The organism is Photobacterium atrarenae (assembly GCF_024380015.1).
Classification (GTDB): Bacteria; Pseudomonadota; Gammaproteobacteria; order Enterobacterales; family Vibrionaceae; genus Photobacterium; species Photobacterium atrarenae.
In genome coordinates, this window is record NZ_CP101509.1 from 1,415,808 (window position 1) to 1,432,383 (window position 16,576).

The following is a 16,576-nucleotide window of genomic DNA, read 5'->3' on the forward strand; positions in this document are numbered from 1 at the left end:
TATGAAAAAGTTAACTCGTATTTTCGTGGCATCAGCAATCGGAGGTGCTGCTGTTGTTGCTCATGCATCAATCAACTTTATGGATGAGTTGAGACTGATGTCTCTTAGCGAGAGCGAGATGGCTTCTATCCGAGGTGGGTTTGTGTCAATTAACGACAGTGTTATTAACATCGGCCTGTCGATTACTACGGCGATTAATGGTGAAAAAGTACTGTCGACTCATATAGCAGATTTTACCATTAATAATGGTATGCTGGTCAGCTCATCCGGAGAAAAAATGGTTAAGATTGATGATCCTCTGAAGCATATTCGAGTCGAAAATAATGAGGTACAGCTTGGAACAATTGATTCGGATGCATCTGGATTTGTGATCCAAAACTTTGATGATGGGACCCAAATTAATAGTCAAACCATCATGGATGTGGAAGCGGATATGGATGGCTATATCAAGCAGACCATTTACCAAAATCGGTTAAATAATTCTTTGCTGTTCAGCAGCCACTAAGGCTATATCAATATTAAACAGAACACATAGTAATTTTTTGTCATTTGATAAGGTACAGTGCATCCACTGTACCTTTTTTGCTGTTACCAAGCGATTCCTGTCGCATTGGGTATTATTTTGTTACTGATTTTGTTGTTTGTAACTGATTGAAGTCAAAGTGTATTATACCTGTCTCATCATGACTAATCCTTTTTGAAGATAATTCTTACATCTGATACCCTGCAGATTCGTTATTTATTGCCTATATTTTTAAGACATCAATAATAATATGTACATTGAAAGAAGGTGACTTCTATGGTGGCTCAATGTCAAAATAAAACAATCAATGGTCGACTTGTTGCAATTGGTTGTAACTACGAACCTTGGATTGCGCTTCTTGAACAATCAGGTTGGAAAACCCATTGTTGTTATGACTTACGTACGGCTGATTCAATCCTGGAAGAGTTCAGTCCTTGTATATGCATTGTTGATTTAAGCAATAATGATTTTAGCTTAAATAGCATTTCTTTAAGGGCAAATAAAACAAAGCAAGTTAAATGGATTGCAATCATTAAAAAAGAACAGTTGAAAACGGATGCCATCTGTCAGTTCATCAATAACTTTTGTGTCGATTATTTCTCGGTGCCGATTCCGGGAAGTCATTTACTGGACACTGTTGGCCATCAGCTGGGCATGTTGGAGATTGAAGCCAGCTCATGGGTAGAAGTGACCTCGCAGCATGATATGGGGCTATTCGGTGAGTCTAAGTCGATCAAGCAGTTGCGAGACATGGTCCGCCGCGTTGCAATGACCGAAGTCAATGTGTTTCTGACCGGCGAGAATGGCACCGGAAAAGAGTTAATTGCCAAATCTATCCATAACCTGTCAAAACGAAGAAATGAGCCGTTCATTACCGTCAACTGTGGCTCCTTAACCAAGGACGATGAAAAAGCCTCATTTTTGGATGGCACTTATGTCCAAGAGGATGGTTCTCATTTCAATGGTACGATCTTACTCGACAATGTCGAGGAGCTCTCAAAAGAATTACAGGACGAATTACTTACATTCCTCCAGACACCTGCGGGAGATTCGCTGGAAGAGGACTCGTCGGCAGATGTTCGCATTGTTGCCTCATCCAGCGCCGATCTGGAAGCGGCAGTCGCTAATGGTGAATTCAGCAAGGAACTGTATTATCGCCTGAATGTCTTTCATATTAAGGTACCGACCTTACGTGAACGAGGCTCCGATATTTTTCTGCTTGCCGAGACCTTTCTCACCAAGTTTGCCCGTGAATACAGCACGATGGCATCAAGTTTTTCCGAGGATTCCAAACAGTTGCTATTGCGCTACAGCTGGCCGGGTAATGTACGCGAGCTGATCAACCAAGTTAAGCGGGCAGCACTGTTGGCCGAGGGCAACGAAGTTCGGGCCGAACACTTTGACTTGCCGAGCAAGGCGAATCTGAAGCAGAGTCTGAGAAATATCAAAGATGAAGCGGAAAAAGATGTCTTGGTGGCGGTGCTCGAAACACACCGCGGGCAGGTGGCTTCGGCTGCTAAGGATCTTGGCGTCTCCCGGGCAACGATGTATCGCTTACTGAACAAGCACAACATCGTGCCCGATGTCAGGCACTACAACAATGGGTATGCGCGAGAATAGCACATAAAAAAAGTCCGGCTTGCCGGACTTTTTTATGTGCCAGAGAATTTCTTGATAGGGAGCAGTGCAGCTTCCCGGCCCTGTAGCCCTGGCTGATTCTATCGGAAATTACAGCCTTTCGAATCCAGCCATTTGCGTCAATTTAACGCAGAATAATAATATCGTTGGCCAACCCATCGTCCTGATCGCCTACCAGATAGATGGTGTCGGGTTGCTCAACCATGAGCTCGTCTTCGGTTGGCGCAACAAACGTGTATTGGTTTAAAGCGTCCATAATTTTCCTGTTTATGTATGCAGCCTGGCTGCGTGCAGTCTTATCTATAGAGCCAACAGTAATGAGATGAAATGACAATTCGATGAAAGAGAGATCAAGATCTCATGACAGTGGGATGCCTGGTTAGTATTTGCTCAACTATCTGCGCCGGACGGATGCAGAAAGTTGACAAAGATTGAGATTCAATGGTTGACAACGGGTATTCATATCAAGCGTTTCAATAAATTCTGGCTCCGGTTCAAAATCATCGGCTGTTCTCTAATCGGCCCTTGAAGAAGCATGATTCAGATCAAGGTTTCTTGTGGGGAAGTATCGCCTAATACCCAACATCTTGTATTAACTTGTCTACCACGCACTACATTTTGTGTTTTTGGTGACAGTGTCATGTTAGGAGCCCCGAGTGAAACCTGTTGTGATCAAGCGCGATGGATGCCGTGTCCCATTTGATGCCAGACGCATTAAGGAGGCGATCTTAAGCGCTGCTGAACCAGTGGAAGCCATGGATGAGTCTTATGCTGCATCGGTTGCAGACGGTGTGCTGTCGCAGTTTATGGCGGAGGGGGAGGTAGAGATCCATGCCATTCAGTCGGCTGTTGAAAATCACCTGATGGCAGGCCCATATAAGGAAGTAGCGCGGGCATATATCGAGTACCGCCATGACCGGGATATCGCCCGGGAGAGAACCAGCCGGCTTAATGCTGAAATTCGTGGGCTAATTGAGCAGAGCAATGCTGCTTTGCTCAATGAAAATGCCAACAAAGACAGCAAAGTGATCCCGACTCAGCGTGACTTGCTGGCCGGTATTGTTGCGAAGCATTATGCCAAGCAGCACATTTTGCCGAGAGACATTGTCCAGGCACATGAGCAGGGGGATATTCATTACCATGATCTGGATTATTCACCTTTCTTCCCCATGTTTAACTGTATGCTGATAGATCTCGACGGCATGCTGACGCGCGGTTTCAAAATGGGCAACGCAGAAATTGATACGCCCAAATCAATTTCAACCGCCACGGCGGTGACGGCACAAATTATTGCGCAGGTTGCCAGCCATATCTACGGCGGTACCACCATCAACCGAATTGATGAAGTCCTCGCGCCTTATGTTGCCTTCAGCTATGAAAAGCATCTGCGCATCGCTCGGGAATGGGACATCGCGGAGCCGGACGCCTTTGCCCGGGCCCGGACTGAAAAAGAGTGCTTTGATGCGTTTCAGTCGCTGGAGTATGAAGTCAATACTTTGCATACCGCAAACGGGCAGACGCCGTTTGTCACTTTCGGGTTTGGTTTGGGCACGTCCTGGGAGTCGCGGTTGATCCAGCAGTCGATCCTGAAAAACCGCATCGCCGGCTTGGGGAAAAATCGCAAAACCGCGGTCTTTCCGAAACTGGTGTTCGCCATTAAAGACGGGTTGAACCATAAACCTGGGGATGCCAATTATGATATCAAGCAACTGGCTCTGGAGTGTGCCTCCAAGCGGATGTATCCCGATATCCTCAACTATGACAAAGTGGTGGAAGTGACCGGCTCGTTCAAAACCCCGATGGGATGCCGGAGTTTTCTCGACGTGTATGAATCACAGGGAGAGCTGGTTCATGAAGGGCGTAACAACCTCGGGGTCGTCAGCCTGAACTTACCGCGAATTGCGATTCTGGCCCAGGGCGATGAAAACCGCTTCTACCGCTTGCTGGATGAGCGACTGGCATTGGCTCGCCGTGCGCTGGAAACCCGGATCAGCCGCTTGGAAGGAGTGAAAGCCCGGGTCGCGCCGATCCTGTATATGGAAGGAGCATGCGGGGTACGGCTTCAGCCGGATGACAATGTCGCAGAGATCTTCAAGCACGGCCGTGCATCTATTTCGTTGGGCTATATCGGGTTGTATGAAACCATCAATGCCCTGTACGGGACCGAGACGCATGTTTATGACAGCCAAGCGTTGCGGGATAAAGCGCTGGCGATTGTGAACCATCTGAAAGCGGCCGTCACACGCTGGAAATCGGAGACTGGCTATGGGTTTAGCCTCTACAGTACCCCAAGTGAAAACCTTTGCAGCCGTTTCTGTGCGATTGATGCCAAGAAATTCGGGGTGGTAGCCGGGGTGACGGACCGTGGGTATTACACCAACAGTTTCCATCTGGATGTAGAAAAGCAGGTTAACCCGTACGACAAGATTGATTTTGAAATGCCTTATCCGGCGATCAGCAGTGGTGGGTTTATCTGCTATGGCGAATATCCGAATATACAACATAACCTTGAAGCGCTGGAGAATGTCTGGGATTACAGTTACTCCCGGGTGCCTTATTACGGGACCAATACCCCCATTGATGAGTGTTATGAATGTGGATTTACCGGAGAGTTTGACTGTACCAGTAAAGGCTTTACCTGCCCGAAATGCGGCAATCATGATCCGGCCAGTGTCTCGGTAACGCGTCGGGTTTGCGGCTACCTTGGTAGCCCGGATGCGCGCCCGTTTAACTTCGGTAAGCAAGAAGAAGTGAAGCGTCGGGTGAAGCATTTGTAGCAGTGGGCTGAGCGCGTCAGGAACATTGGGAAAAAGCGGGCGCCGTGGGCCCGTTTGCTTAGGAACCGTATGAATTATCACAACTATTACCCAGTTGATGTCGTGAATGGCCCCGGTACCCGGTGTACTTTGTTTGTTTCCGGTTGCGTGCACCAGTGTCGCGGCTGCTACAACCAAAGTACTTGGCGTCTAGACAGCGGCCATTTATTTACCCCGGAGATGGAAGCGCAGATCATTCGTGATTTGAATGATACCCGGATCCCAAGGCGTGGGCTGTCGCTGTCGGGTGGTGATCCGCTTCATCCGGCAAATGTGGCTGATGTGCTGCGGTTGGTTAAACGGGTTCGGGCTGCATGTCCGGGCAAAGATATCTGGCTGTGGAGCGGATACGTGCTGGGGGAGCTGAGCCCCGACCAGCTGGCTGTGGTGGAGTATATTGATGTCTTGATTGATGGTAAATATGTCCAGGCAGAGCGTGATCCGAGTCTGCTCTGGCGTGGCAGTGCTAATCAGGTTATTCATTATTTCCACAGAGGTGAGCTTAAATGTTAATCTGTTGTAAAATCTTGTGGGTGAAACTCCGACTTATCCACTGTTTCTGTGTATAAGTGTGGGAAAATCAGGTGAATGAATCACTTGTGGCAGGCTGTCTATCCACGGCTTCCATCTGTTGGCAAGTTAGGGTACATTCGCTGCCTTTGAGAATTGCGGCGGGAGGCGGTATGTCACGCACCATTATTTACACTTTTAAAAACGAAGAGAAGCGGCTGGTTTTCTCATACGATCATTACCGGACGATTCATGAGGCGGTTGCTGCTGCCGAGGGAATCGACCTGACCGAGTACCTGCGGATGGAGCAGCAGGTTGAAGCGGTGTCGTCTGGTGCCAAAGCCGTGAAGGACTTTCGCGACAGCCATTTCAGAAAACTGGGCTTTGGTAAAATTTCCCTGGCAAAGAAAGTCAATCGTGGGGTTGGCGAGAAGTGATCCCAGTGGGTGTGCTTGGTTGCCAAAAACAGGGCTGGCGTATTGTCAGCCCTGTTTTTTTTGTCCGTCGGACATGCTTTTGTAGACCAAATATCCACCGATACCCGCCAGTAGATGTTTAAGGCTGTGGCCGCTGAGCGCTTCGCCTGTCAGTTGAAATAACATCCCGTCATTGGACTCTGCCCATTTTGCCAGCAGGTACGCCAGTAATGCACCAAGGTAATAGAAACGGGTGACTGGGGCGCGGGTGAGCGGAGTTGGTCGGAACAGCCAGAGGATCAACGGTAGATGAACAATGGGGACCAACTGAACCAGAATATAGGCTGACAGATCGCCTCGTCCGGCAGCAAGATCGCTGGCATACCAGTAATAGACTGCCCCGAAGCTATAAATTAGCAAAGGCAGCAGTAAGCGCCTCCCCAGCTTCGAAGAAATATACTCTGCCAGGACGATGCAATAGAAGGCCATAAAGCTGATACAAATCGCCAGACGATCCACCATGAGTGTGAGTGGACCGGGCGTCAAGTGATAGTAGCCGGAGCCAAAAAAAGCGGCGATAAGACCAAGATAGAAAGTACTGTAAAGTAAGCGGTTGCCGGATGCCAGGTGACGTGGATTGATGCCGGCGTGTGCCGGCCACGTGCGTGCCAGGCCCAGTATACCGACGAAGAGAAAAGGAAGGTTGCTGATCACATTGGCAAAATTCGGAATGCCGAGCCATGTTCGCGTATCGACATATTGATAAAAATTCCGGTTCTGCGTGATTGGGGCGAAGTGATAGAGCAGGGCTGCCAGTAAGACCACAATCGCCCCCAACAATAGCAGGCGGGCACGTTTGGAGAAGGGCTGCATCGCTTAGTGTCCGAGCGAGCCGGAGGGAGCCCGACATGCTTCTTTCATCAGGTTGAATCCGGTTTCGAAGCATTGCCGCCATGCTGCTTCAACTTCAGGTGAATAGTTGGGATCGCACTGGCTGACGGTATGTAACAGGCAGTCGAGCCAGATCTCAAAATCATCTGCGGTCACGCCGATACTGGCGTGGCGCTTGCCGAAGTTGCGCACAGAGTCCCGGGCTTGCTCAGAGGAAGGCGCCAGTAAGATAATGGCAATTGATGCTTTGAGCATCCGGATCTGACCGAGCATGTCAACGCCCTTGAACATTTGCCGGAACCGTCTGTCTTGACGGCAGAACTTGTCGTAGAAAATATCGAAAAATTGCGAATTCTCATTACAGCGGGCGTAGCTGTTATTAAAACATTCATGAACATCCATCGCCTTCTCCCTGAAATGCACATGGGCTTGCTTTCTAGGTTATGTGATTGTGAGCGTATTCGGCAATAAGATCTGGCGAAATTCGTGCGTTGAATAGCGATGAATTTGGGAAGGAAAGGGCAGGAATTGTCATGGTGTTGCTTCTAGCGCTTCATGGCTATAACAGTATGAACCAGCCAGGCGCGTTTTTTGCCTGTCAGCTGGGCTGAGTATTCACGCTTTTCTTTCCAGGACACAATATAAAAATTGGTAAACAGCTGCTCCAGATCCTGGCGTGTCCAGGTCAGCACCGGTAGGTTCGTGTCGTAGTCCTGAGCATCCTGCTCCAGAAAGTGGCCGCAGAAAATACCACCGCTGAACAAGCTCTGTTCAATGTTGTGCCACAATTGAGGGAATTCGGGACGGGGGCTGAAAAACAGGCAGGCACTGGCATTGAGCAGGTGCGCTCGGGGAAAACGATAATCAGCAAAGCTGCTTTGCTGGACATCAAGCTGCGGGGTTGCAGCAGCCAGTGGGTGCTCTGACAAGATTTTCAGGCAGCTTATATCAATATCAAATGCGTAAACCTGGTAGCCTTGTTCAAGTAAAAACAGCGTATCGCGGCCGGTGCCACAGCCGCAATCAACGGCGATCCGGTCTTTGGCAAAGTGGCCAAGAAACTGATGTGCTTCGATCAGATGGCTCCGTGGCGGTAATAGTTTCGGGTTATTAAAGTAATTCAGCCAATCAACAGTTGCCATGGATGCGCCTCATTGAACTCAGACCGCACAAGTTTTTAAAGTATAACGACAGACACGCCCTAGTTATTAGAATATAGTTGAAAGGTTATGATCTGGCTGCCTGCATTCCTAAACTTGCTGTTTGCTCAGACAATTGTGTCAGGGCTGGGCTAATGCATCACTCTCCAGTGTTTGGTAAGATACTGGCCCGGTTGCCTGATGTGAATATTACGCGGCAGGCCAAAGAGAAGAGAGAATGAAATGACAAAGCTAACTGCAGATATTCAAGCCAACTGTGAGCTGTTTGTGGCCGAAACCAAAGACACGCAGGTGGTATGGGGACTTTGTAACGAAGAGGGCGACTGGCTGTCTGTTGCCTCCAGTGAGTTTGAAGATTCTGAAGTCATGCCGTTTTGGTCCAATGAAGCGGATGCCAAGCACCATTGCACTGAAGAGTGGGCAGAGTTTACTGCAACGATGATCCCGCTTGACGTCTTTGCGGAAGACTGGATGGTCACGCTGGCTGAAGATGGCGTACTGGTTGGTTTGAACTGGAATGAACAGCTGGAAGGTGGAGAGAAAGAGCCGGGCGACGTTGCCAAACTCTATCTGTAATCTGCTGTTGGTGTCGGGCCTGAACTGGGTGCTCAGGCCGGCACCAGTGAACGATCGCGAGGCGTAGTCGGGCATTCACCACTGATACTGCTCCTTGCTGAATAAGCCGTATTCTTGGATACGGCTTTTTGCTGTCTGGCGCTGATAATCCCGTTGCTACTTTTATTGTTCATTTCATTATTAGCTATATTTAGAAAGAGTCATCCGCTTGAGGAGGTTGATATGGTGCTTTCTGAATGTCGGCAAATGATGGCTGAGCATAACTTTGTTCAGGCGCGCCTGACCCATGACTTTTTAAGTGCTGGCTGGAGCGTGCATTTCAGAGATGCCGAGGGCAACGACTACCCGTTAACGGATACCTATGGGATCCCCTGTAGCTTTGATTCGCTGAAACAGGCGGAGGATATGGTGCATCAGGTTGGGGATTGCCCAATTAATATCGACAGTTTGTTCCGCTTCGCTGGGCGTTAAAACGGGGAAGTCGTCAAGTTAGAGTAGAATGTTTAAAAAAAGATTGCATTAAAAAGTACGGTCGTGCTATTAGTAATCAGTGATCACTGATTGAGAAACAACATGAGCAAAGGCCGCCTGACTCGAGAACATATCCTGAAAACTGCGTTCGATCTGGCCAGCATCAATGGGCTGGACAGCTTGACGATTGGTCAATTGGCCAAAGCATCCGGGATGTCGAAGAGCGGCCTGTTTGCTCATTTCAATGCCAAGGAAAACCTGCAGATTGCGGTACTCGAATTTACCAGTGAGTATTTTGTCGAGCGGGTGATCACCCCGGTTCGCCAGGCAGAGCCGGCATCAATTGAACAAAAACTTAGGCTGCTGTTTCAGCGTTGGCTGGACTGGAACCAATCATTTCAGGGCAGCTGTATGTTTTTGGATGCCTGGAAAGACGGCGCCAACAGCGATGATCCCATCCAGCAGACCCTGGCGGCGATTACCCGCCGATGGCTGGAGTATTTACACCGCCAGGTGGAAAAAGGTAAAGAGAGCGGCGAGTTTTGTGCCGACCTCGATGCATGGCAGTTTGTCTATCGGCTTTATGGGGTGTATTTAAGCAGTCACCTGTTTCGCTCGCTGCAACTTGAAAGTGCAGAGCATCACCGTTTCTGGCTGGGAATTGAGGCCCTGATGGCAGAAGGCCGTCGGTAGGCCGATAGGAAAAACGACAATGGATAATATTGGTTTGGCTTAAAAAAGCACGACCGTTCTTTTTAGGGGCGACAAAAATGAGCAGCAAAATTTATTTCAGGCAAGACAAGAAGCTAAACCTACGTCGGGTACTGGTGAATCTGACCACCCGGTTCCACCACAATGTTGCACCCAAGCATGCGCGTAAAGTGGCGAAGCGGCTGTTGCTGACCCCGGAGCGTGGCCGTCGCAACCTAGCAGAGCCTGCCGGGCTGATCCGCAGGCAAATTGAGACCACGGAAGGTAAGTTGATGACTTATCAACTGGGAGAAGGGCCGACCTGGGTGCTGGGGCACGGCTGGTCCGGATCAGCCAATCAGTTTTACACCCTGATGCAACATATTGCAGCATCGGGATATACCGCGCTGGCTTTCGATAATCCGGCCCACGGCGAAAGTGAGGGGCAGTATGGCCATCTGCCGGGGTTTGTCAAAGCGTTTGACGCCGTCCTGGATCAGCAGGCGCAGATTGCCGGTGTAATTGCCCACAGCATGGGGGGCGCAATGGTACTGGAAAGCCGCCATCCTTTGTTGGCCGATAAGCCGATCCTGCTGGTGGCCCCGGTGCTGAACTACACCGAGAACCTGCTAAACACGGTGAAGCAGTCGGGTTTCTCCATGAAGTTATTCAATGAAGTCGTCGGTGAAGTGGCTGCGCAGTACCAGTACCCGCTAGAAACCATCGATCCCCTGGCGCGACTGCAACAGCATCCGGGTAGAGTGGGGATCGTCCATGATACGGACGATCGGTTTGCATCGTTTGAATACTCCCGCCAGGCCGGAGAATGGACACATGTCAGCCTGGTGGCGACGGAAGGCCTGGGCCATGGTCGAATTTTGGCCAGTGTACCTTTGCAACAGGCTTTTGATGCGCTGGCGCGATAACTGCTTGGAAGGGGAATTTGGCTCCGGAGTACAGAGCCGAATTCGGTGAGTTAATTGGAGCGCAGGGCGACTTTTTCCTGCCCTTGCTCTAGCTGCGCCACTTCTGCATCCAGCTCGGCGATTTTTTCCTGCATGAGCTGATGGCATCGATCGGCCAGCTCACGGGCATCCTGGGTGCCGTAGGCTGAGGTATCTATCGGCGGCAGCATTTCACAAATCACGGTGCCGTTATCACGACGGTTGAGAAAAATCTTCTGGTGCGTTGTACTGACACACATTGGAATGATTGGCACCCCGGCTTCGATGGCCATCCGAAACGCCCCGGTTTTGAAGGGCAGCAAGCCGCGCCCTTTGCTGCGGGTCCCTTCCGGGTACATCCACACCGACAGGTTGCGTTGCTGAATGGCCTCTGCGACTTGCTTAATCGTATCACGTGCTTTGGTCTTGTTTTCCCGATCGAGCAGAATATTGCCGGTGATCCAGTATAACTGGCCGAAGAATGGGATCCACAGCAGGCTCTTTTTCCCGATGGAGACTGTTCTGGGCATCACCATGCCCGGTGAGGTGGCGAAATCAAATACGTCCTGATGGTTGGATATATACACGGCATTACCGATGTTTTCAGCATGCTCTTTTCCTCGCTCAATTAAGCGTAATCCGATGAGTCGGTGGAGTTGGTGAAACCAGCGGCAGAAAAAATGAACATGCTTTGGATCGCGCGGGCTGAGCAGGCAGTAGACTAACGCAAACAGGGTCATGATGATGATAAATAGCGCCGCAGAAATTAATCGAAAAGCAGTAAGCACAGGGACTCCTTGTTTACCGGGGCTGCCGGGCCTCTGGCTCCGCGTTGCGAGGTCATCGATATTCAGGAGGTCAGAGGAGTTGTATACAGATTAAAAAAACATACATCAATTAGATTCAAAGATAAATCATTCTGATTGCGCAACGCGCATAAATTTGGGCTTTTTTCGGACTTTCTTGATCCCGGGGCCGATGGGGCTGTGAAGTCACTCGCATTGATATTATGCGCAATAAAAAAAGATGGCGGATGTTGGCCATTAAAGCGATAAATAGAGCCGATGAATCGGTGAAATCGCTCGGCTCGAGTGAAAACACCGCCGTGTGATATCTTTTCTGTTGTGTGGTAGGTTGGGGCAAAGCATCGTTTTGCCTCTTTTTTTTACAGTTTGCGGATTTTGCGCTGCCGTTTGGGAAAAGGAGGCTGGTATGAATTCGCCACTTTGGTCGGGTTCTGGTCCTTTTTTAGGTAGTATTGTCAAAATTTGTCATCAGCGCTGGTCAAAAAAGTGCAATGGTTTACTCTAAGGGTCGATTTTGTATCGACTTTCAATTCAAGGTGGCAAGAACGCCTGAGTAGCTCTGACTGGCAATGATGAATCTGAACTTTCCCCGATATTGGATTGGCACCGGACTTGTGCTGATCGGCCTGACAGGATGCGCGACGCCTGCTGCAATTGACGACATGGCACCTGCGGACCCGGCGCAGGTGCAAACGCCATCCGAAAACCTGAAACCGTTTCAGCCCGTACCGATGCGGTATAATTCGAACCAGCCCTCATTTGATTTGGTCTACCAAACCTGGAAAGGCACGCCGTACCGTCTGGGGGGAAATAGCCGCCGGGGGATCGACTGCTCCGCGTTTGTTCAGATCGGTTATCAGGAAGTTTTTGACCGGATCTTGCCCAGAACGACCCTGGAACAAGCCCGGCAAGGACGCAAGGTGTCGCTGGGCCAGGCCCGAAAGGGCGATTTGGTTTTCTTTAAAACCGGGCGAACTCTCAGGCATGTCGGTATTTATTTAGGCAATCGTGAGTTTTTGCATGCATCGACGTCGCGGGGAGTTGTGATCTCCAGCCTGGATACGCCCTACTGGCGACGGGCATTCTGGCAGGCTCGGCGGATCGAATAGCGGCTCGTTGTTTCAATGGCAGCATGTCCTGCTGCCTTTACGCAATTCTGATGTTTGTTCTCTCGCAAAAACGGCTAACCCCTCCCATACTTTGGCTGTAGGAATCATTTCCTGGAGGTGAACATGGCCATGGCAATCACTGTAGGGCAATTCCTTAATAGCCATAATGTAGACTTTAGCCTTACAAAACATAGACATACAGATACATCTTTCAGCTCGGCGATCTCAGCACATGTCCCGACTTCTCAAGTCGCGAAAGCTGTGATGCTGAAAGACCAGGACGGTAAATACCTGATGGCAGTTGTTCCGTCAAACCGGCGTGTCATGATTGACAAGATCAGCCGGATGATGGGTCGACAGTTCTTCCTGATTGGTGAGCACGAACTACCGGAAATTTTCCAGGACTGCGAACCCGGTGCGATACCGTCATTAGGACAGGCATACAAAGTGGACATGCTGGTTGACGATCTGTTGCTGGAGCAGGATGAACTGTATATTGAATCCGGGGATCATGAAAACTTGATCCATCTGGATAACAAGCAGTTCCATAAAGTCATGCATGACATTCCGCATCAGAACATCAGCGGCTATCGGATGATGTTCTCCCAAGAGCATGAAGGCAGGCACTGGGAGTGGGAATAAACGCAGGACGTCGACCAAATCGCTAATGTCGGCTGTATCATGCCTTTGAGTCACACCCGCCGAATACTGGGTTTAATGCAGTATCGGCGGGTGTTTTGGTCTTAAGCGGACAGTTTATTCGTTCAACAGCAGCCGTAACCAGAGTCCGGGCGGGGTTGTGATTCCGGTCGTTGCGCTCTGGACTTGACCGTTTTTCAAGACCACGATGGTTGGGGTGGCGTTGATCCCCCAGGCTCTTCCCTGTTGGCCCTGATGATCGTTCACCACCCGAAAACTATAGTCATGGCTGTTCAGGTACGCCTTCAGCCGACGGCTCTCTCCGGAAGTCAGTGCAATGGAGACGACGGGGTAATGATCGCTTATCCAGTCGACGGTTGGCGTGACAAATCTACATGCACCGCACCAGGTTGCCCAGAAATAGATCAGTACGGGGTGGTCCTGGCTCATTGCGATTAAATCAACCAGTTCACCGTCAATGGTTTGCAGTGTGGTATTCGGCAGCATTGCTTCAGGCATATCCTGGGTACGCCAGAAATCCACAGCGCTGCTGATTGCTATCCACATCACCAGAATGATTGCGCCTTCTCTTAACCAGTGTTTCACGCCTTTGCGCCTGGGCGTTGCCGATGGTGTCGTCGGTTTGCTCATGAGGCCTCCGGGGAAAGCTGAGGGGAAGACGCAGCCTTGAGTGCTTCCAGTACTGCGTCGTGGGTTAAGATCACCGGCAGCGCGATCCCTTGCGGCGCGCCCGGCCCATAGACGATATTGAACGGGACCCCGAAGCGACCATAAGACTGCAGGTAGCCGGTGACATAGTCGGACGGGTGGGTCCAGTCACCACGCATGAGGACCACTTCCGGCTTGGCGAGTGCGCTATAGACCGGCTCCTGAAGCAGCACGCCGATTTTATTGGCTTTACAGGTGATGCACCAGTCTGCGGTAACATCGACCACGACCACTTTGCCCTGGTTCACGAGTTGTGCGATCTCATTGGTGTCTAGCGGTTGCCAGGTATGATCGGCAGGCAGCGGAGTGGACCACTGATCGGCGGTCACACTGCCAATCAGTAGCCCGCCGGCTGAGCCAAAAATCAGCATGGCGAGTACGATGAGTACCGGTTTTCGGCCTTTCTGGCGGCCAAGTTGCCACAGCATTAGCGTCAGCAGCAGGGCGGCAATGACGACAACAAGCCCGGTGGCCAGGAAGTTCGTCATCAGGCTGAGTAACCACAGGCTGGTTGCCAGCAGCATCAGGCCAAACAGGGCTTTGATCCGGTTCATCCACAGGCCGGGCTTGGGCATCAGCCGGGCCAGGGCAGGGAAGGCGGCGACCAGGAGCCAAGGGGCGGCCATGCCGATTGCCAGGGCGGTAAATATGACAAATAAGGTCAGCAGGTCGGCACCCAGGGCAACTGCCACCGCGGTGCCCAGGAACGGCGCGCTACACGGGGTGGCGAGCAGGGTGGCGAACATGCCCTGGATAAAATGGCCGAAATGGGAGTGATCGCCGCGGGTGGCAAGCCAGGTGCTGGTATTGCCGGGCAGGCGAATTTCGAACAGGCCAAGCATATTGGCGGCAAATAAACCGGTGATAAGCACCATGACGCCGATAAAATACGGGCTTTGGAACTGAACCCCCCAACCGAGCGCCTGGCCGGAGAGCTTCAGTGCAGACAGGAATCCGGCCAGGAGCCAGAAAGAGACCAGGATCCCCGCGGCAGAAGCCAGGAACTGGGTCCGGACGTGGCGCTGTTCGGAATGATCGCGGGTCATGACCGTACTGAGTTTGAGTCCCAGCACCGGCAGCACGCAGGGCATCACATTGAGGATCAGGCCGCCGAGCAGGGCGATCAGCAGGATTTCAGCCAGGTTGTGATCCGTTGAGGCGAAGCCTGGCATGCTCACCGGGGTATCTGTCACTGCCGCTTCAACTTCCACTGCGATATTGGTATCGCTCAGGGTAACATTGACGGACTCTCCCAGCAGTGCCGGGACGCCAAACCAGCTTTTGACCGGAATCCGGGCTACCATCTGTTGGCCGTCGATGGTGATCTCCGGGGCCAGAAATGCAGCATCTTTCACGGCCTGGGTCTGGCCGTCGATAAAGACATCCGGCTGCTGCCAGCCCATGGTGTTGGTGGCGGCCAGGGTGAGTACCTGCGTTTGTTCATCCCAGGAAACCTGCTCTAGCGAAACGGCCGGAGAAGCTTGCGGAACCAGGCTAAGCCCCTGATTGTACAGGTGCATCGCATCCTGTGAGAGCGTCAGTTTGGCGGGCGTGAAATCAAGTGTCAGTTCGTAATCCGTGAGTACGCAGATGTTGGTACAGGACGACATGGTCAGCTGGCCGGATAAAAAGACTGGCTGGCTCATGTCCTCGATATGCAGCGTAAGCGGAAAAACGATGTGATCCTTATACCCCAGTGTTTCGACGCCAAGAAACTCGTATCGTTTGGGGATCGGCCATTGCCAGTCGACGGATGCCAGGTTATTTGACAGCGACCAATCGACACTCGGGGCGACACCACTTTCACCCGGGCTGCGCCAGTAGGTTTTCCAGTCGGTGTCGAGTTGGACTTCAAGCAGGGCTTTGACGGTTTTGGCTTGCGGATCTTGCTGGCCGGTGAGCATGAAGCGAACTTCCACCGGCGGATGTTGTGGGTTGGTCAGCCAGCCGGTGCTCAGATCGGCGGCAAAAGCGGCAGGTGCCGCCGCGAGGCTGACGCTAAAGAGTGCCAGCATAGCCAGTAGCGTCGATGTAAAGCGCTGCCGGCAGGATTGAAACATTGTCATGAGTTGTACTCCAAATAATTAAATCAACGTAGGCCGCGATGCAGCAGGAAACGTTTGATGTCATTCCCGGAATACACAAAAGGTTAAGTGGCGACGCCGGGGCGGCGGGATCGGCTCGGTGAGCAAGGGAACCCGATAGGGTGTCCCGATCAGCTGCGGCAGCAAAAGCAGCAGGGTCACGGCGTAAAGCAGGGCATGACCCAGAGACTGCTGATGGAGCTGGAGTAAGTGATCGGTCAGATCGCAGGACTTCTCAACGTCTGTTGTTTGCTTGTGCTGCGTGGGGGAGTGTTGCGGCGCCATCGCGTGCGATGTGCCGATTTCGGCTGTTTGCACGGCGGCGGCTACTTTAAAAGGACAGCCAAGGATCAACCCGGCACGCTGGCCGGAGCAAAGAAAAACGACCAGCATGACCAGCAGCAGTGACACTTGGGCACAGCGATGTCTTGTCGGCAGTTGATGCATTATGACTCCTGAGGTTGACCAGAACGTCGGTTATAGACCACGGCGGCGCGTATTGGTTTCATTCTGGCGGGATTGTCGTTGTTTTTCGCGCAGGCTGCAAGGGGGAGTTTCAGCACGCGAAGATGCC

General features: G+C 51.3%; 19 protein-coding genes. 11 read left to right on the forward strand and 8 right to left on the reverse strand.

The window, feature by feature from the left end; genetic code table 11:
* Position 1: 1 nt before the first annotated feature.
* Positions 2-505 carry a hypothetical protein gene (locus NNL38_RS22430; RefSeq protein WP_255391082.1) on the forward strand — a complete coding sequence of 168 codons (504 nt, stop codon included), beginning with the start codon at positions 2-4 and terminating at the stop codon, positions 503-505.
* 294 nt (positions 506-799) lie between these two features.
* Positions 800-2,143 carry a sigma-54-dependent transcriptional regulator gene (locus NNL38_RS22435; protein ID WP_255391083.1) on the forward strand — a complete coding sequence of 448 codons (1,344 nt, stop codon included), beginning with the start codon at positions 800-802 and terminating at the stop codon, positions 2,141-2,143.
* A gap of 142 nt (positions 2,144-2,285) precedes the next feature.
* Here NNL38_RS22435 and NNL38_RS22440 read toward each other — a convergent pair whose 3' ends face one another.
* Positions 2,286-2,417: a hypothetical protein gene (locus NNL38_RS22440; RefSeq protein ID WP_255391084.1), complete on the reverse strand. Its 132-nt coding sequence runs from the start codon at positions 2,415-2,417 to the stop codon at positions 2,286-2,288.
* Between the two features lie 400 nt (positions 2,418-2,817).
* Between NNL38_RS22440 and nrdD the strand changes: the two genes are divergently transcribed.
* From nrdD to NNL38_RS22455, 3 genes are all read left to right on the forward strand, one after another.
* Entirely contained in the window at positions 2,818-4,938 is a 2,121-nt protein-coding gene (gene nrdD, locus NNL38_RS22445) for an anaerobic ribonucleoside-triphosphate reductase (protein ID WP_255391085.1), read from the forward strand.
* 69 nt (positions 4,939-5,007) lie between these two features.
* The gene (nrdG, locus tag NNL38_RS22450; RefSeq protein WP_255391086.1) at positions 5,008-5,490 is read left to right on the forward strand and encodes an anaerobic ribonucleoside-triphosphate reductase-activating protein; all 483 of its coding nucleotides are present in this window, start codon (positions 5,008-5,010) and stop codon (positions 5,488-5,490) included.
* A gap of 170 nt (positions 5,491-5,660) precedes the next feature.
* Positions 5,661-5,924, forward strand: a complete 264-nt coding sequence (locus tag NNL38_RS22455; protein ID WP_255391087.1) for a DUF2960 domain-containing protein — start codon at positions 5,661-5,663, stop codon at positions 5,922-5,924.
* 45 nt (positions 5,925-5,969) lie between these two features.
* On the opposite strand, the gene NNL38_RS22460 is transcribed toward NNL38_RS22455, so the two are convergent.
* The 3 genes from NNL38_RS22460 to NNL38_RS22470 form a co-directional block, all read right to left on the reverse strand.
* A complete protein-coding gene (locus NNL38_RS22460; RefSeq protein WP_255391088.1) occupies positions 5,970-6,776 on the reverse strand; it encodes a ceramidase domain-containing protein in 807 nt (268 codons plus the stop codon).
* A 3-nt stretch (positions 6,777-6,779) separates the two neighbouring features.
* Positions 6,780-7,196, reverse strand: coding sequence for a globin (locus tag NNL38_RS22465; RefSeq protein WP_255391089.1), 417 nt, complete (start codon positions 7,194-7,196; stop codon positions 6,780-6,782).
* A 143-nt stretch (positions 7,197-7,339) separates the two neighbouring features.
* On the reverse strand, positions 7,340-7,936 hold the full coding sequence (locus NNL38_RS22470) for a class I SAM-dependent methyltransferase (RefSeq protein WP_255391090.1): 597 nt from the start codon (positions 7,934-7,936) through the stop codon (positions 7,340-7,342).
* Positions 7,937-8,176: 240 nt separating this feature from the next.
* On the opposite strand from NNL38_RS22470, the gene NNL38_RS22475 reads away from it, so the two are divergent.
* The 4 genes from NNL38_RS22475 (at position 8,177) to NNL38_RS22490 (ending at position 10,617) form a co-directional block, all read left to right on the forward strand.
* Complete coding sequence (locus NNL38_RS22475) at positions 8,177-8,530, forward strand: DUF2750 domain-containing protein (RefSeq protein ID WP_255391091.1); 354 nt, start codon at positions 8,177-8,179, stop codon at positions 8,528-8,530.
* 222 nt (positions 8,531-8,752) lie between these two features.
* The gene (locus NNL38_RS22480; RefSeq protein WP_255391092.1) at positions 8,753-9,001 is read left to right on the forward strand and encodes a hypothetical protein; all 249 of its coding nucleotides are present in this window, start codon (positions 8,753-8,755) and stop codon (positions 8,999-9,001) included.
* A 102-nt stretch (positions 9,002-9,103) separates the two neighbouring features.
* Complete coding sequence (locus NNL38_RS22485; protein ID WP_255391093.1) at positions 9,104-9,694, forward strand: TetR/AcrR family transcriptional regulator; 591 nt, start codon at positions 9,104-9,106, stop codon at positions 9,692-9,694.
* Between the two features lie 77 nt (positions 9,695-9,771).
* Positions 9,772-10,617, forward strand: coding sequence for an alpha/beta hydrolase (locus NNL38_RS22490; RefSeq protein WP_255391094.1), 846 nt, complete (start codon positions 9,772-9,774; stop codon positions 10,615-10,617).
* Positions 10,618-10,667: 50 nt separating this feature from the next.
* Here the strand turns inward: NNL38_RS22490 and NNL38_RS22495 are convergent, their stop codons facing one another.
* On the reverse strand, positions 10,668-11,423 hold the full coding sequence (locus NNL38_RS22495; RefSeq protein WP_255391095.1) for a 1-acylglycerol-3-phosphate O-acyltransferase: 756 nt from the start codon (positions 11,421-11,423) through the stop codon (positions 10,668-10,670).
* 587 nt (positions 11,424-12,010) lie between these two features.
* Here NNL38_RS22495 and NNL38_RS22500 point away from each other — a divergent pair.
* Together NNL38_RS22500 and NNL38_RS22505 are read left to right on the forward strand one after the other, a co-directional pair.
* On the forward strand, positions 12,011-12,550 hold the full coding sequence (locus tag NNL38_RS22500; protein WP_255391096.1) for an NlpC/P60 family protein: 540 nt from the start codon (positions 12,011-12,013) through the stop codon (positions 12,548-12,550).
* A gap of 129 nt (positions 12,551-12,679) precedes the next feature.
* Complete coding sequence (locus tag NNL38_RS22505) at positions 12,680-13,192, forward strand: aminoacyl-tRNA deacylase (protein ID WP_255391097.1); 513 nt, start codon at positions 12,680-12,682, stop codon at positions 13,190-13,192.
* Positions 13,193-13,306: 114 nt separating this feature from the next.
* Here the strand turns inward: NNL38_RS22505 and NNL38_RS22510 are convergent, their stop codons facing one another.
* From NNL38_RS22510 to NNL38_RS22520, 3 genes are read right to left on the reverse strand one after another with little or no spacing between them, the layout of a single operon-like run.
* Complete coding sequence (locus tag NNL38_RS22510) at positions 13,307-13,840, reverse strand: protein disulfide oxidoreductase (RefSeq protein WP_255391098.1); 534 nt, start codon at positions 13,838-13,840, stop codon at positions 13,307-13,309.
* Positions 13,837-15,984, reverse strand: a complete 2,148-nt coding sequence (locus NNL38_RS22515) for a protein-disulfide reductase DsbD family protein (RefSeq protein WP_255391099.1) — start codon at positions 15,982-15,984, stop codon at positions 13,837-13,839. The genes NNL38_RS22510 and NNL38_RS22515 overlap by 4 nt, the downstream gene beginning before the upstream one ends.
* A 60-nt stretch (positions 15,985-16,044) precedes the next feature.
* Positions 16,045-16,449 (reverse strand): hypothetical protein, encoded by a 405-nt coding sequence (locus NNL38_RS22520; protein ID WP_255391100.1) that lies wholly within the window; start codon positions 16,447-16,449, stop codon positions 16,045-16,047.
* Between the last annotated feature and the right edge of the window lie 127 nt (positions 16,450-16,576).